Source organism: Marinobacter sp. W-8, from assembly GCF_044342215.1.
Taxonomy (GTDB): Bacteria; Pseudomonadota; Gammaproteobacteria; order Pseudomonadales; family Oleiphilaceae; genus Marinobacter; species Marinobacter nauticus.
In genome coordinates this window covers 1,116,066-1,131,348 of the sequence record NZ_CP172297.1, presented here as the reverse complement: position 1 = coordinate 1,131,348, position 15,283 = coordinate 1,116,066, and the positions used below count along the sequence as shown (strand labels likewise).

Here is a 15,283-nt window from a genome sequence, read left to right as displayed (position 1 = left end):
CTGTTTTTGCATTCAGGAGCCGCCATGAATCAGCCAGCCAGTACCCGCTTCCATTGTTTCCGCAACGACGCGATGGCCGACAACGACGCCACCGCCCTTGCCGAACGGATTCGTTCAGGCGAAGTTTCGGTACAGGAAGTCACGGCGGCGGCGATTGAGCGGGCACGGCTGGCAGCGCCGGTGATCAATGGTGTGGTGGCCGAACGTTATCAACCGGCGCTGACGCAGAGCCAGCGCCCGGGCGCCCAGACCGGCCCTTTTGCCGGCGTGCCTACCTATATCAAGGACAACACGGACGTTGAGGGCTTACCCACCGGGCACGGATCACAGGCGGTTCCGCCCCGGGTGGCAAGCAGAACCAGCCCGTTTGCCCAGCAGATGCTGGCTCAGGGCTATGTTTGCCTGGGCAAGTCCACACTGCCGGAATTCGGCTTTAACGCCTCAACTGAGCCCGCCCAGGGAGACCCGACACGCAACCCATGGAACCTGGACTATTCCTGCGGCGCTTCTTCGGGCGGCGCTGCCGCCCTGGTGGCAGCCGGTGTGGTGCCCATTGCCCACGCCAATGACGGTGGTGGCTCGATCCGCATACCGGCGGCCTGTTGCGGATTGGTGGGCCTGAAACCGACGAGGGGGCGCGTCGTGGACAATGATGCCGCCCGGGATTTGCCCATCAACATCATCAGTGATGGCGTCGTCACCCGTTCGGTGCGTGATACCGCCGGCTTCCTGGCGCACGCAGAGTCCTGGTTCAAAAACCGGAAACTCCCAGCCATCGGGCATGTACATGGTCCCTCTGGCCGGCAACTGCGCATTGGCCTGGTTCTGGACTCCATCAACGGCCACCCCACCGATACGGAAACCCGGCAAACCGTTGAGCAGACTGCCCGCTACCTGGAAAAGCTCGGGCACATTATCGAGCCCATGGATGTGCCGGTCGCCAGCTCATTTCCGGATGACTTTGCGCTTTACTGGGGGATGCTCGCGTTCGGTGTAAAAGCCCGCGGTAAGAAGCTCTATCACCCGGATTTCGACAAATCCCGAGTGGACGGCCTGACCAATGGCCTGGACAAAATGTTCCGCCGCCAGTTCTGGCGCCTGCCCGCTGCCATCTGGCGGCTGAAACGGTCCTGGCACGATTATCAGAGGCACATGAATGATTATGACGCGGTGCTGACGCCAGTACTGGGACACACCACTCCGCCACTGGGCCATCTGAACCCCGGCGTACCTTTCGATACCCTGTTCGAACGGCTGACCCGCTATGTGAGTTTTACGCCGCTGGCCAACGCCACAGGTGCTCCGGCTATCGCCTTGCCTATGGGGGAAAGCAGCCAGCACCTGCCCATTTCGGTGCAGTTTATGGGTCGGCATGGCGATGAGCGAACGCTACTTGAAATTGCCTACGCGCTGGAAGCCAACCACCCCTGGCCCACTCTAAGCCAGGCAGCCCGGTCAAATCAGGCCTGACAGACTGCCTGGTCCTGCCCGGCCTGGGTGTTTGCAATCACCCTGTTGCGGCCCTCCGCCTTGGCCTGGTAAAGCGCGTCATCGGCACAAGCGAATAATGCCTTGGTGGCGTCCGCCTGGCTCGGCGCACAGCTGCACACACCGATGCTGACGGTCAGGTGAAGCACCTGATCGGACACCCGGAACGCCATTTTCTGGATATCCTCTCGGATTCGCTCAGCCACTCGAAGGGCACCGGCTTCCGGCGTATCCGGCAATAACACAACGAACTCCTCACCGCCGTATCGGGCCGCCAGATCCTGCGGCCGGGTCACGTGTTGTTTGATGCAGTCCGCCACCATTTTCAGGCAGTCATCGCCCACCAGGTGGCCGTAGGTATCGTTGAAGCCCTTGAAGTGATCAATATCCACTATCAGCAATGACAGCGTTTCCTCGAATCGATAGGCATGCACCACGTCGGACTGAAATTTCTGGTCGAAATGCCCGCGGTTTTTCAGGCCGGTGAGGGGATCGGTCGCGCTCAGTTCCAGTAATTGCTCGTTCAGGATTTCCAGGTCACGGGTCCGCTCCTGCACCCTTTCCTCCAGCAGTGCGTTGGCTTCCTGCTGAATACGAAGCGATTTTTCCTGGGCCAGTCGGGCCTTGCGCTCCTCCCGTAACAGCTTCTGCTGGGCGGCAAAGGACTTCTTCTTTTCCCGGTTCAGTCGGTCCGCCAGGGCAATGGACAGCAGAATCACGCCAAGTGCCGACCCCACCTGTGTGGCGTTCTCAGTCAGCAGATTGCGTGGCAACATAGTGAACTTGCTCAGCGCCAATACGATCCCGCCAAACAGCATGAACACCCAGGCCACCGTGTAATAGCGGGCAGCCGGGTCCTTCTTGATCCAGCGCACCACGCTGAGCATGAGCATGGTGGAACAACCCACAAAAGCCACCAGGATGGTGGGCAGAATCATCCAGCGATACGGAATCAGCAAACCGGCCGCCGCCAGCAAGCCAGCCGCCATAATCATGGCCCAGGTCCAGCGGTTGAGCCAAGGGTGGTTCTGCCGGGTAACACTGATGAAGCGGATGCTGAAGGCGCCACCGAACAGCACCACCAGGTTCAGGAAAACAATAATGGACTGGTCGTTCCACCAGATTGCTTCCGGCCACAGATACTGAAACGCCACACCATGCAGCGACGCCAGAAACAGTGGCATGGCCGCAATGTAGCCCACATAGTACAGAAAACTGCGCTCTCCCACGGCCATGAACACGAACAGGTTATAGAGAATCATCACCAGGACAATGCCGTAGTAGATGCCCTCAAACAGGCTCCGGGCCTGCTCCGCCGAGTAGAAGGCATCCTGATCCCAGAGCGTCATCGGCACCTGCATGGAGCTGGTGGTGTCCACGCGTAAATAGACCGTGGTGGTGGACTCCGGAGGTAATGGCAGGGGAACAATGAAATTGCGGTGGTGAATCGGGCGATCGTAGAAGGGATGTTTGTCGCCCAGCAGCAAGGGCTCCTGCATGCTGCCGTCGACTTCCCGATAGACTTCAACGTGGTCCAGAACCGGGTAGCCAATTTCCAGAAAATTGCTGGCTTCGGATTTCAGAGTATTGGTCAGCTCGACGCGGAACCAGTAGATGTCGTCGCCATAGCCAAGACTGACGCTGTCGCTCCCGTTCCGGGTCCAGGCCTGCGCCGGCAAACCACGAACGTCTTCGACCGACCGGGCGCCCTCTTCCTTCCAGTAGTCGACGAAACGGGAGAGCTCCAGTCGCTTGGAGAACGGGCCCCATTCCACCGATTCGGCACTCGACAGCGACGGTGCCAACAAGCAACACAGCAGACTGAGTAAGACAAAGAGCCTTGGCATATGGGTCTCTGGCGTCAAGCGCCTTTGTTATTGGTTATAAGCCTACAAAGGAGTATGCACCAAGGTGAACGAAGCGTCTGCCGAGGGTACTATTTGTCGCAAATTGACATAAAAAGCTACACAAGTTGGCCTGTTCGGAAACGCTCCGCTATTGCGGCAGTGGAAGGTCGTCCCCGTCAAAAATTGCCAAAACCTGCAAGAAACTGCGCTCAGGGTGGGCCTTCAGACACAGGGGTTCATCGGTTACCGGATGTCTCAGTCGCAACTCCGTAGCCGCCAGCATCAGGCGCCCCTGACCGAAACGCTCGGCGAAATACCGGTTGTGCCTGCCCCGACCGTGGTTGGCATCGCCAATGATCGGGTGGTTGATGTGTTTCATATGCCGGCGAAGCTGATGTTTCCGGCCGGTTTCGGGCTTCAGTTCCACCAGGCTGTATCGACTCGTGGGGTAACGCTCAATCGCCACGGGCAATTCGGTCGTCGCCAGCCGGCGATACCGGGTGAGCGCGTCACGAACCGGTTGCTCCTGGCCTTTGAGACGTCGGTCTTCCGGCTCTTCCCGGAGCGGGTGGTCGATCACCCCCTGCTCCGGTGCCCAGCCCCTGACCATCGCCAGATAGGTTTTGCTCACTGCACTGGCCATCATCGCCAGACCAAGCGTACGCGCGGTTTCCGGATCCCGGGCAAACAACAAGACGCCCGAGGTGGGACGATCCAGCCGGTGCACCGGGTATACATGCTCACCGCCATTCATGGCCCGGGCATACTGCAGGGCAAACTCGGTTTCGTGCTTGTCGATGGGACTGCGATGCACCAGCAATCCGGCTGGCTTGTGCACGGCCAGCAGCCAGTCGTCCCGATAAATTTCAGTGAGAGGGTTCAGCACTTAACGCTCCCTCAATCGCCCGGCCAGATCTCTGACCCGCTGGCCGGTGCGCTCTCCCAGAACCAGCAGAGCGGGCGTCAGCAGCAATGTCAGCAGAGTCGCAAAGGCAAGGCCCCCGGCGATGGCACTGGACAGCTGGGTCCACCATTGGGTGGATGGTGCCCCCAGACCCAATGACGGCTCCAGCAGATTGACATTCACCCCCAACACCATAGGCATAAGACCAAGAATCGTGGTGACTGCCGTCAGCAACACCGGCCGGAAACGCAGACAACCGGTCTCCAGGGCTGCCTCGTAGGCGGCTTTGCCTTCCCGCTTCATCTGGTTGAAGGTATCGATCAGGATGATGTTGTTGTTCACCACGATACCCGCCAGCGCAATAATTCCCATGCCCACCATCACCACGCCGAAAGACTGACCGGAAAACAGCAAGCCCAGAAGCACTCCGGCGGTGGACAACACAATCGCAGACAGGATCAGCAGGGTCTGGTACAGGGAATTGAACTGGGTCACCAGAATCAGCAACATCAGGCCAACCGCCACCAGGAAAGCGGAGGTCAGGAAGTTTGCGGCCTGCTGCTGATCCTCGTTTTCACCGGCAAAGCGCACGCTCACCCCCTCCGGTGGTTCCGGCATCTCAGCCTGCAGGGTTCGCAGCAGCTCGTCCATCCGCCGGCCGGGCGCAATATCCGATTTGATGGTGATCGTGCGCTGGCCATCCACCCGCACGATCGAGCCGGTCTTGTCGCCTGGCTCCAGGTCCACGAATTCAGACAGCGGCACCTGACCGCGGGGGGTGTTCAGTGTCTGGCGCTCCAGGTGATCCAGCTCCCGCCAGTTGTTGGGCACCCGCACCGCAATGTCCACCTCATCGCGAACATCTTCCGGCCGGTAGGTGGCCAGCACCAGGCCATTGGTTACCAGCCGAACCGCACTGCCGATGCTCAACACATCGGTACCGAATCGAGCCGCCGCCTCACGATCCACATTCAGGCGCCACTCGATCCCGGGCAGGCTCCGGTCGTCTTCAATATCGACAAAACCACCGAGTTCGCGCATGCGGTTCTCAATGCTGTCGACATAACCATCCAGCTGTGTACTGTCCATACTGCTGACCTGCAGCTCGATGGGCTTGCCTTCAGCCGGGCCGCCCTCCTGCTTGCGGAACTCCAGTTCAATGCCGGCAATGTCGGCCGTACGTTCCCGAAAGTCTTCCAGAATATCCGTGGCAGTGCGGCGGGTGTACCAGTCCGTGAACTGGAACTGCAGAACGCCGATCACATCCGGCGCCATCTGGGAGCTGGTGGTCACCATGGAGCGCGCATACAGGGCCTTTACCTCCGGCATATTATGCAGCCGAGACTCCACTTCCCGCACAATGGCATCCCGTTCCCACACCGACAGATCGCCACGAGCCCGCACCTGAACCTGGGCCGAATCCGGCTCGACACTCGGGAAAAACTCGACACCGTGGTTAAAGCGCCCATAGGCGGCGTAGATCACGACAATCACCACCAGGGTGCCAAGCAAGGTCAGGCCCGGGCGCTGCAGAAGAGCGGCCAGCACCTGTCGATAGCCCCGCATGAAACGCCCTTCGCTGGCATCCTGATGGTGCCGGCGACCGCCGCTGACACCGCCCATGACCGGCAGGAATACCAGCGCCATGGCAAGCGAGGCAATCAAGCAGATCAACACAGTCATCGGCAGGTATTGCATGAACTCGCCCACCACACCGGGCCAGAACAACAGCGGTACGAACACCGCGAGCGTCGTAGCGGTCGAGGCAATGACCGGCCAGGCCATGCGCGAGGCCGCTTCTACCCAGGCGGTCTTAACCGGCTGACCGTCCGACAGGTTCCGATCGGCCAGCTCCGAAACCACAATGGCACCGTCCACCAGCATGCCTGCTACAAGGATCAGGCTGAAGAGCACCACAATGTTGAGCGTCAGGCCCATACTCCAGATCACCAGAATGCCGGTCAGAAACGCCCCGGGGATGGTGAGCCCCACCAGCACCGCAGAGCGGGGCCCCATGGCCGCGATCACCACGATGATCACCAGCACAATGGCGGTCAGCACGTTGTTGAGCAGATCAGAGAGGATATCTCGCACTTCCTCGGACTGATCCATGATGAAGCGTATATCGAGGGTCTCCGGCAACCGGGGCCGGGCCTCATCAATCAAGGCACGAATCTGCTCAATGGTCTCAATAATGTTGGCACCGGAACGTTTGGAAACTTCCAGTACCAGGGCCGGCTCCCCGTTGATGCGGGCGAACCCGGTGGGGTCTTTGAAAGTGCGCTGCAGCATGGCCACATCACCGAAGGTAACCACGGTGTCTCCGTCTACTTTCACCGGCATGGACATCACATCTTCGATGGTTTCGATCACCCCTGGCACTTTCAGCGCCATCCGGCCATTGCCAGTGTCCAGCGAGCCGGCAGCCACCAGCTGGTTGTTCCGGGTAACCAGTGAGGCAAGCTGATCAAAATCGATGCCATAGCTTTCCAGCACCTGGGGATCCACCACAATTTCCAGCAGATCCTCCCGATCACCGCCAATTTCCACCTCCAGCACTTCCGGAATGGCTTCAATGGCGTCCTGAAGACGGCGCGCAATGGTGATCAGTTCGCGTTCCGACAGCGGGCCAGACAGGCCTACCGACAACACCGGGAACAGCGACACATTGATTTCATTCACCCGGGGTTCGTCGGCTTCCTGTGGTAGCTTGCTGCGGGCGGTATCCACCTTCTCCCGGACATCCTGCAAGGCCTTGTCCGGATCAAAGCCGGCGTCGAACTCCAGCATCACCGAGGCATGGCCTTCCGAGGCGGTACCGCGCATTTCCTTGATGCCTTCAAGCGAGCGCAGCTCCTGCTCCATGGGCCGGACCAACAGGCGCTCAGCGTCTTCCGGGCTGATGCCTTCGAGCGTCATCGAGACATAGATCATCGGAATGGTGACGTCCGGGTTCGATTCCTTGGGAATCACCTGGTAGGCCGCCATACCGCCCAACAGCAGGAACAGGAACAACAACAGCGTGGTGCGGCTTCGGTCCATGGCCGCGGCGATCAATACTCGCATGGCGGTCAGCCCCGCTGGTCTGAGGTGTCAACAGGGCGCACCTGCTCACCCGGCGAGACAAATCCGGCGCCCCGGGTAATCAGGCGGATCTCCGGCGGCAATCCGGCAACCCAGGCACCGTCGGTCGAGACGCTCAGCAACCGTACGGTTTCGAACACCACCCGGTTATCAGCATCGACAAACTTCACGCCGGGGCGACCGTCGTCATCCAGCCCCAGGTAGGCAGGCGATATGAATGTGGCCTGTTGCTCCGGCAGTTGAATGCTCAGGCTGGCGGAGCCGCCCGCAGCACGCCTCAGTTCCGGATTTTCCACCACCACTTCCACCGCAAAACTTCGGGTGTCTGGATTGGCAGCACTGGCCACAAAACTGACAACGCCGGCCAGCCGGGAGCCGTCCAGCAGTTGTATATCGACTGCCTGCCCCGGTTGAACCAGCGCCGCCGATTGTTGGGGGATCTGTCCGGTGGCTTTCAGGCGGTCTATCTGTACCAGCTCAAACAGGGGCGTTCCCACCTGCACCAGACTGCCTTCGTCCACTTCGCGACGATTCACAGTAGCATCAAACGGTGCGATGGGCTTGAGGTGATTCAGCGCCAGTTCAGCCGCAGCGAGTTCTGCTTGAGCCGCGGCGAGTTCACTCTGCAGACGCAGTATTTCAGTTTCGGCGGCCAGATTGCTGGAACGCAGCTTCCGGGCGGCGGCCAGATCCGCTTCCAACTTGCGAATACTGGCCTGCCAGCGCTGTACCACCGTGTCCCGACCATCCATCGACAAGGTCGCAAGCACCGTACCCACTTTCACCTGCTGCCCCAGCTCAACGTTCAGTTGCTCAACGGTGCCGGCCACCCGGGCACTGACCTGAACCGACTGCCAGGGTTCCAGTTGGCCCTGAAGCTTCAGGGCTGGCTGATAAGCCCGCGCGCTGACCGGTGTTACCTCAACCCGGGTGACAGATACCTGTTCGGAAGCCGGCGCCTCCGGCGCCTCTTCACTGGCGACTTTTACCTCACCCGTTGCCATCCATACAACCAATAAGACGATGACCAGAAGGGATAATCCCAGGGAGCTCCATTTTGCTCTTGTCATGCACCACTCGCCGTGAACAGATTTGGTTTGAGAAAGCGAAAAAGCCGGCACCGGTTGAATTTCCGGAAATAAGCCCTTGCATCCGCCTGAAAACGTGGGTTAGATTCTACACACATTGTTCAACTCAATTCAGAGCAGATTGTCGATTTCATGAATCTCAACGCAGTTATGGTCCTTGTGAAGCTAGTCCTGGTGGTCGTGGTACCGTCCGGGGGCTTTTGCGTGGACAAGCGGGTGAGATAGCGACAACCTGACAACGACACCAGAAACCCCCGGCACCGCAAGGTCCCGGGGGTTTCTTTTTTGCGGCAAAGAAAAAGGGAAAAACGACCATGAACGGCTCACAGCACATTCTTGCAGCGTTCCACCGCCATAACATCAGCACGGTTTTCGGGTATCCGGGTGGCTGCATCATGCCCCTGTATGACGCGCTGGTGGATGACGTGGGAATGGAGCATGTGCTGTGCCGCCACGAGCAGGCCTGCGCCCTGGCGGCAGACGGTTACGCCCGGGCCAGTGGCCAACTGGGGGTTTGTATTGCCACCTCCGGCCCCGGCGCCACCAACCTGATCACTGGCGTTGCCAACGCCTACATGGATTCCATTCCCCTGCTGGTGATCACCGGGCAGGTCCCCTCCGGATTGATTGGCACCGACGCCTTTCAGGAAACCGACATCCTTGGCATGACCCTGGGCATCGTCAAACACAGCTACCTGGTGGATGACCCCGAAGACCTGCCGGGCATTCTGGAGGAAGCCATCGACCTGGCCCAGGCTGGCCGCCCCGGGCCGGTATGGATTGATATTCCCAAAGACATTCTGTTGTCCGAGATTGAGGCTCCAGCCCCGGCCTGCACCGAGGCACCGCCAGCACATTGCCCGGAGATCAGCCCGGCCCTGGCCATGCTGAGATCAGCCAGGCGGCCCCTGCTCTACAGCGGTGGTGGTGTGTCTCTGGCCGGAGCCGAAGACCGTTTTCGTACCTTTGCCGAAGTCTCGGGGCTGCCGGGCGTGGTTACCCTCAAAGGCATAGGCAACGCCGGCCGAAACAACCCGAATGATCTGGGCATGCTCGGCATGCACGGTTCCCGGGCGGCCAACAAGGCGGTTGACGAGTGCGACCTCCTGGTCGTCATCGGCGCCCGGCTGGATGACCGAGCCACCGGCAAGCTGGACGGGTTCGCGCCTAATGCCCGGATGATCCATATTGATGCCGATGCCGCCGAGATCAACAAACTGCGGCCGGCAGACCTGTCTCTGCGTGGTGACCTGAACGCCATTCTGGCGGCATTGACCGATGCCATTGCGGCTGAGCCACTGGCTATCGACGCCTGGCAGAAACAATGCCGCACCTGGCATACCACCGGAGGCTTTCGCGCCGCAGATAACGAGGAACCGTTGGCACCCATTACCGGCCCCGCATTCATCCGTCAGCTTTCCGGCATCACCGGCGACGACACCGTCATCGCCTGCGATGTTGGCCAGCACCAGATGTGGGTTGCCCAGTATTACCAGTTCGCCCATCCACGCCACCACCTTACCAGCGGAGGCCTGGGCACCATGGGCTTCGGGCTTCCGGCGGCCATCGGCGCCCAGTTCTCGGACCGAACACGCACCGTCATCAACGTGACCGGTGATGGCTCGTTCATGATGAACGCACAGGAACTGGCCACCATACGGCGCTACAACCTGCCGTTGAAGCTGATCATTCTGGACAACCAGTGCCTGGGCATGGTTCGTCAGCAACAGGAACTGTTCTACAACAACCGCGAAAGCCAGATCGATCTGGACGACAATCCGGACTTTGTCGCCATGGCCCGGGCGTTCGATATCCCGGCCCTGCACATTGAGCGGACCGACCAGATCCGCCGCGGCATCGAAACCATTCTGGCTTACAACGGCCCGATGCTGCTGCACGTTGCCATCAGTCGTGAAGAGAACGTCTGGCCCATCGTCAAAGCCGGCGCCAGCAACAAGGAAATGATTGACGAACCCCGTAAAACGAACAGCCGCAAGGAGCAGGTAGCATGAAGCCGAATCATGAAAGCGCCAGTCAACGATATACCCTGAATTGCCGCATGAACCAGGAAGCGGCAGCTCTGGAGCGGCTGTGCCGGGTGGTGCGGGTACGCGGCTTCCGGATTTCCAGGATGGCCATGGAATCAACTGGCGATACCCTCGACATTGCCCTCACGCTGGAGGGTTCCCGGCCAGTTGCTATGCTTCAATCTCAGCTGGAGAAACTGCATACCGTTGCCGGAGTTGAACTGGTCTCCGATACCATGGCACGGTCGCGATCGGCTTGAAACGACGGAGAGGGATAACGCATGACAACCGATAAACGACGCCGACACTCGGCACCGGTGGTAGACGGTATCAATAAATCCGCCAGCCGGGCCATGCTCCGGGCGGTAGGTTTTACCGACGAGGATTTCCGCAAACCCCAGATTGGCATTGCCTCCACCTGGAGTAACCTTACGCCCTGCAACATGCACATTGACGGCCTGGCCCGGGAGGCCGCCAAGGGTGCCGACGGAGCCGGGGGCAAGAGCCTGATCTTCAACACCATCACTATCTCTGATGGCATCGCCAACGGCACCGAGGGCATGAAATATTCTCTGGTGTCGCGCGAGGTGATTGCCGATTCCATTGAGACCGTGGCCGGTTGTGAGGGCTTCGACGGACTGGTCGCCATCGGTGGCTGCGACAAGAATATGCCCGGCTGCATGATGGGCCTTGCCCGGCTGAACCGGCCCTCAGTCTTCGTTTACGGCGGAACCATCATGCCCGGCGAAAACCATACCGACATCATCTCCGTGTTTGAGGCGGTGGGCGCCCATGCCCGCGGTAACATGGAGCTGATCGAAGTCAAACAGATCGAGGAAACCGCGATTCCCGGCCCAGGCTCCTGTGGCGGCATGTACACCGCCAACACCATGGCCTCCGCCATTGAGGCCATGGGCATGAGCCTGCCAGGCAGCTCCGCCCAGAACGCCGTTTCCGACAGCAAACTGGCGGATTGCGAAGCCGCGGGCGCCGCGGTACTGAAACTGCTGGAAGCCGATATCAAGCCCTCCGACATCATGACCCGGGAAGCGTTCGAGAACGCCATCACCGTGGTGATCGCGCTGGGCGGTTCCACCAACGCCGTGCTTCACCTTCTGGGTATGGCCAGTACCGTGGGAGTGGAGCTGTCACTGGACGATTTCGTACGCATCGGCAAACAGGTACCGGTCCTGGCAGACCTTCGCCCCTCCGGCCACTACATGATGTCCGAGCTGGTGGCCATTGGTGGCATTCAACCGCTAATGAAGATGCTGCTCGACCGGGGGCTGCTGCATGGGGACTGCCTCACGGTAACCGGCAAGACCCTGGCAGAGAATCTCGAGACCGTGGTGCCCTACCCCGAAGACCAGCAGATTATCCATGCCTTCGATAACCCCATCAAAGCCGACAGCCATCTGCGTATTCTCTATGGCAACCTGGCTCCGGAAGGCTCGGTGGCGAAAATCACCGGTAAGGAAGGCACGCATTTTTCCGGTCGAGCCCGAGTGTTTCACTCTGAAGAGGAAGCCCAGGCGCGCATCCTGGACGGCACCGTGGTGGCCGGCGACGTGCTGGTGATTCGATACGAAGGCCCCAAAGGCGGGCCCGGCATGCGGGAAATGCTCAGCCCCACCTCGGCGATTATGGGTAAAGGCCTGGGCAGCGACGTGGCGCTGATTACCGACGGCCGCTTCTCCGGTGGCAGCCATGGTTTTGTGGTTGGCCATATCACACCAGAGGCCGCCGTGGGCGGGCCAATTGCGCTGGTGGAAGACGGCGACACCATCACCATTGATGCCGTGAGCAACTCGATTGTGCTGGAAATCTCTGACGCGGCAATGGAAAAGCGGCGCAAAGCCTGGACGCCGCCAGAACCGCGATTCACTCGGGGTGTGCTGGCCAAATATGCCCGTGTGGTGAGCTCTGCATCTACTGGGGCGGTAACAGATCTGCCATAGTGGGGCTTGGGTTCCCAGCCTTCTCGTCTAGGGGCAGGTACGGGGGTATGGGGTATTTTTTCTTCGGGAAAAAGAACTCGCTTCGCTCAGACACCTTTTTCCTGTCAGAAAAAATACCCCACACCCCCTACCGACGTGCAGAGCAGATATACCCCCCACCGACGTGCATCACCGCTATACCCCTAATGCCCGTCGGCGCGGGGTGGTTGGTGGATTTTTCGCCGGAAAAAGGTGTCTGAGCGAAGCGAGTTCTTTTTCCAAAACAAATCCACCGGCCACCCCGCAAGCCCGCCCCTGAGCTGACAGGCTACAGGGGAAATAAGCCGATCAGATCAGTTCAATAGCCACAGCCGTACCCTCACCCCCGCCGATGCAGAGCGAAGCCACGCCGCGCTTGAGCCCGCGCTGTTTCAGCGCATTGATCAGGGTGACGATGATCCGGGAGCCGGAGGAACCAATCGGATGCCCCAGTGCACAGGCACCGCCGTGCACGTTGACCTTCTCCGCAGGAAGCTTCAGCTCATTGATCGCCGCCAGAGTGACCACGGCAAAGGCTTCGTTGATCTCGAACAGATCCACATCATCCACACTCCAGCCTGCTTTCTTCAGCACCTTTTCGATGGAACCGATAGGCGCGAGGGTGAATTCAGCCGGTAAACGGGCGTGAGTCGCATGCGCCACGATGCGGGCCTGCGGGGTCAGGCCCCGGGCATCGGCTTCGGCAGCGGAGGCCAGTACCAGCGCGGAAGCTCCATCACTGATGGAGCTGGAGTTGGCGGCGGTGACAGAACCGTCCCTGGCGAACGCGGGTTTGAGATGTGGAATTTTCTCCGGTTTGGCGTTGCCCGGCTGTTCATCGGTATCCACTTCGGTGTCACCGCCCCGGCCCGGGACGGTTACCGGTACGATTTCGTCCCGGAACCAGCCGTTTTCGATGGCCGCCAGGGATTTTTGCAGGGAGCCGATGGCGAATTCGTCCATGGCCTGGCGGGTGATGTCGAATTTGTCTGCCGTGCGCTGGGCGAATACGCCCATCAGGCCACCCTCGTAGGCATCCTCCAGACCGTCCAGGAACATGCTGTCGAGCACCTGGCCATGGCCCATGCGCATGCCGGCACGGGCTTTCGGCAACAGGTACGGTGCCTGGCTCATGTTTTCCATGCCGCCGGCGATCATGATGTTATTGGTGCCAGCTTTGATCTGGTCGTGAGCCATGATGACGGCCTGCATGCCGGAGCCGCACATTTTGTTGATGGTGGTACAACCTGAGCTGTCCGGGATACCAGAGGCCCTTGAGGCCTGGCGAGCTGGTGCCTGGCCCAGCCCCCCGGGCAGTACGCAGCCCATGATCACTTCCTGGATGTCTGCCGGCTGAAGGCCGGAGCGTTCAATGGCTGCCTTAATGGCGACGGCACCCAGGTCCGGTGAACGTGCCGTGCTCAGGGAGCCCATCATTCCGCCCATGGGGGTTCGGGCGGAGCCTGCTATAACGATGTCATTGTTGTTCATTGAATCTGGTCTCCATGTTGGGAGTCAGGTTCGATCAGGGGGATACCTTTCCGAGACACGCTGTGAATACATCCCTGTACGCTCGACAAAAGCCATCCATGGCTTTTGACGGTCCCGGAAAGGTATCCCCCTGCTCGAACCCCATACATTTCAGTCGCCTTCAAAAAGAATTAGCGCTGGATTCAGGAGGTACTATCTTCCGAGTACCGAGCGAGCAATGATTTCCTTCATCACTTCCGACGTGCCGCCATAAATCCGCTGCACCCGGGCATCAATAAAGTTCCGGGAAATCGGGTACTCCGTGGTGTAGCCGTAGCCGCCAAACAACTGCAAACAGCCATCAGCAACGCGGCACTGCATCTCGGTAGCGCTGTACTTGGCCATGGACGCCGTGGGGGCGTCCAGCTTGCCCTCTTCGTATTCCCGAATGCACTGGTCCACAAACGCTTTGTTGATACGGTAATCCGTTTCCATGCGGGCAATTTCGAAGCGTGTGTTCTGCAACTGGCTGAGCTTCTGGCCAAACAGCTCACGCTCCTGGGCGTACTGGATGGTCATGTCCAGCGAGCCCCGGGCCGCTGCCACACCCAGCGCTCCGATCACCAGTCGCTCTCGGGGCAGTTCGCGCATCAGGTAAACGAAACCCTGGCCTTCCTCACCCAGCAGAGCCGAGGCGGGTATGCGCATGTCGGAGAAAAACAGCTCGGAGGTATCGCCAGAGTGCTGGCCAATCTTGTCCAGGTTCCGGCCTTTGCTGAATCCTGGCAGCGAGGTATCCACCAGAAACAGGCTGATCCCTTTGGCTCCGGCTTTGGGATCGGTTTTGGCGGCGACGATCACCATATCGGCGTGTTGACCGTTGGTGATGAAGGTCTTGGAGCCATTGAGGATGTAGTCGTCGCCGTCTTTTACAGCGCTGGTGCGCATGGCCTGCAAGTCGCTGCCGGCGCCCGGCTCGGTCATGGCAATGGCGCCCACCGCCTCACCTGATACCATCTTCGGCAGCCACTGCTGTTTCTGCTCTTCGTTGCCGATATGGCTGAGATAGGGCGCGACAATGTCGGAATGCACCATCACGTTGGTGGAAAGCGCACCGAATCCCAGCCGGGCAAGCTCCTCACCCACCACGACCGAGCACTGGAAGGGTGCGCCGCAGCCGCCGCAGTCTTCCGGCACATCGACGCACAGCATGCCTGCATCGCCCAGAGTGTTCCAAAGCTCCCGTGGCACAATGCCGCTTTTTTCCCAGGCCTCGTAATGCGGGGCCACTTCGGTTTCCAGAGCCTTGATCACAGACTCCCGGAAAAGAGCCAGTTCTTCCTGATCGACAGGGTTAGTCATATCACTCACCTGTGGTTACCGGTTCGCTTTTGGCGAA

General features: G+C 59.9%; 10 protein-coding genes. 4 read left to right on the top strand and 6 right to left on the bottom strand.

The window, feature by feature from the left end; translation table 11 throughout:
* Nucleotides 1-24: 24 nt before the first annotated feature.
* A complete protein-coding gene (locus ACF8YQ_RS05205) occupies nt 25-1,470 on the top strand; it encodes an amidase (protein ID WP_396622784.1) in 1,446 nt (481 codons plus the stop codon).
* Here ACF8YQ_RS05205 and ACF8YQ_RS05200 read toward each other — a convergent pair.
* From ACF8YQ_RS05200 to ACF8YQ_RS05185, 4 genes are all read right to left on the bottom strand, one after another.
* Nucleotides 1,461-3,335, bottom strand: a complete 1,875-nt coding sequence (locus ACF8YQ_RS05200; protein WP_396622783.1) for a diguanylate cyclase — start codon at nt 3,333-3,335, stop codon at nt 1,461-1,463. The genes ACF8YQ_RS05205 and ACF8YQ_RS05200 overlap by 10 nt on opposite strands.
* A 148-nt stretch (nt 3,336-3,483) precedes the next feature.
* Nucleotides 3,484-4,221 carry a pseudouridine synthase gene (locus ACF8YQ_RS05195; protein ID WP_396622782.1) on the bottom strand — a complete coding sequence of 246 codons (738 nt, stop codon included), beginning with the start codon at nt 4,219-4,221 and terminating at the stop codon, nt 3,484-3,486.
* Nucleotides 4,222-7,305, bottom strand: a complete 3,084-nt coding sequence (locus ACF8YQ_RS05190; RefSeq protein WP_396622781.1) for an efflux RND transporter permease subunit — start codon at nt 7,303-7,305, stop codon at nt 4,222-4,224.
* 5 nt (nt 7,306-7,310) lie between these two features.
* Nucleotides 7,311-8,393 carry an efflux RND transporter periplasmic adaptor subunit gene (locus ACF8YQ_RS05185; protein ID WP_396622780.1) on the bottom strand — a complete coding sequence of 361 codons (1,083 nt, stop codon included), beginning with the start codon at nt 8,391-8,393 and terminating at the stop codon, nt 7,311-7,313.
* A 332-nt stretch (nt 8,394-8,725) separates the two neighbouring features.
* Here ACF8YQ_RS05185 and ilvG point away from each other — a divergent pair, with 332 nt between their 5' ends.
* Genes ilvG through ilvD form a run of 3 tightly spaced genes read left to right on the top strand, consistent with a single transcriptional unit; the run spans nt 8,726 to nt 12,396 of the window.
* A complete protein-coding gene (ilvG, locus tag ACF8YQ_RS05180; protein ID WP_396622779.1) occupies nt 8,726-10,423 on the top strand; it encodes an acetolactate synthase 2 catalytic subunit in 1,698 nt (565 codons plus the stop codon).
* A complete protein-coding gene (locus ACF8YQ_RS05175; protein WP_011785586.1) occupies nt 10,420-10,698 on the top strand; it encodes an ACT domain-containing protein in 279 nt (92 codons plus the stop codon). Before ilvG ends, ACF8YQ_RS05175 begins: the two co-directional genes overlap by 4 nt.
* A 21-nt stretch (nt 10,699-10,719) precedes the next feature.
* Nucleotides 10,720-12,396: a dihydroxy-acid dehydratase gene (gene ilvD / locus ACF8YQ_RS05170; RefSeq protein ID WP_396622778.1), complete on the top strand. Its 1,677-nt coding sequence runs from the start codon at nt 10,720-10,722 to the stop codon at nt 12,394-12,396.
* Nucleotides 12,397-12,723: 327 nt separating this feature from the next.
* On the opposite strand, the gene ACF8YQ_RS05165 is transcribed toward ilvD, so the two are convergent.
* Both ACF8YQ_RS05165 and ACF8YQ_RS05160 read right to left on the bottom strand, forming a co-directional pair.
* Complete coding sequence (locus ACF8YQ_RS05165) at nt 12,724-13,905, bottom strand: acetyl-CoA C-acyltransferase (RefSeq protein WP_396622777.1); 1,182 nt, start codon at nt 13,903-13,905, stop codon at nt 12,724-12,726.
* Nucleotides 13,906-14,097: 192 nt separating this feature from the next.
* A complete protein-coding gene (locus ACF8YQ_RS05160) occupies nt 14,098-15,246 on the bottom strand; it encodes an acyl-CoA dehydrogenase family protein (RefSeq protein ID WP_396622776.1) in 1,149 nt (382 codons plus the stop codon).
* Between the last annotated feature and the right edge of the window lie 37 nt (nt 15,247-15,283).

What these genes read in the sequence shown, in the direction of transcription:
- ACF8YQ_RS05190 (WP_396622781.1), bottom strand. Translation starts at nt 7,305, where the DNA reads ATGCGAGTATTGATCGCCGCGGCCATGGACCGAAGCCGCACCACGCTG.
- ACF8YQ_RS05160 (WP_396622776.1), bottom strand. Translation starts at nt 15,246, where the DNA reads ATGACTAACCCTGTCGATCAGGAAGAACTGGCTCTTTTCCGGGAGTCT.
- ACF8YQ_RS05175 (WP_011785586.1), top strand. Translation starts at nt 10,420, where the DNA reads ATGAAGCCGAATCATGAAAGCGCCAGTCAACGATATACCCTGAATTGC.
- ACF8YQ_RS05185 (WP_396622780.1), bottom strand. Translation starts at nt 8,393, where the DNA reads ATGACAAGAGCAAAATGGAGCTCCCTGGGATTATCCCTTCTGGTCATC.
- ilvD (WP_396622778.1), top strand. Translation starts at nt 10,720, where the DNA reads ATGACAACCGATAAACGACGCCGACACTCGGCACCGGTGGTAGACGGT.
- ilvG (WP_396622779.1), top strand. Translation starts at nt 8,726, where the DNA reads ATGAACGGCTCACAGCACATTCTTGCAGCGTTCCACCGCCATAACATC.
- ACF8YQ_RS05205 (WP_396622784.1), top strand. Translation starts at nt 25, where the DNA reads ATGAATCAGCCAGCCAGTACCCGCTTCCATTGTTTCCGCAACGACGCG.
- ACF8YQ_RS05165 (WP_396622777.1), bottom strand. Translation starts at nt 13,905, where the DNA reads ATGAACAACAATGACATCGTTATAGCAGGCTCCGCCCGAACCCCCATG.
- ACF8YQ_RS05200 (WP_396622783.1), bottom strand. Translation starts at nt 3,335, where the DNA reads ATGCCAAGGCTCTTTGTCTTACTCAGTCTGCTGTGTTGCTTGTTGGCA.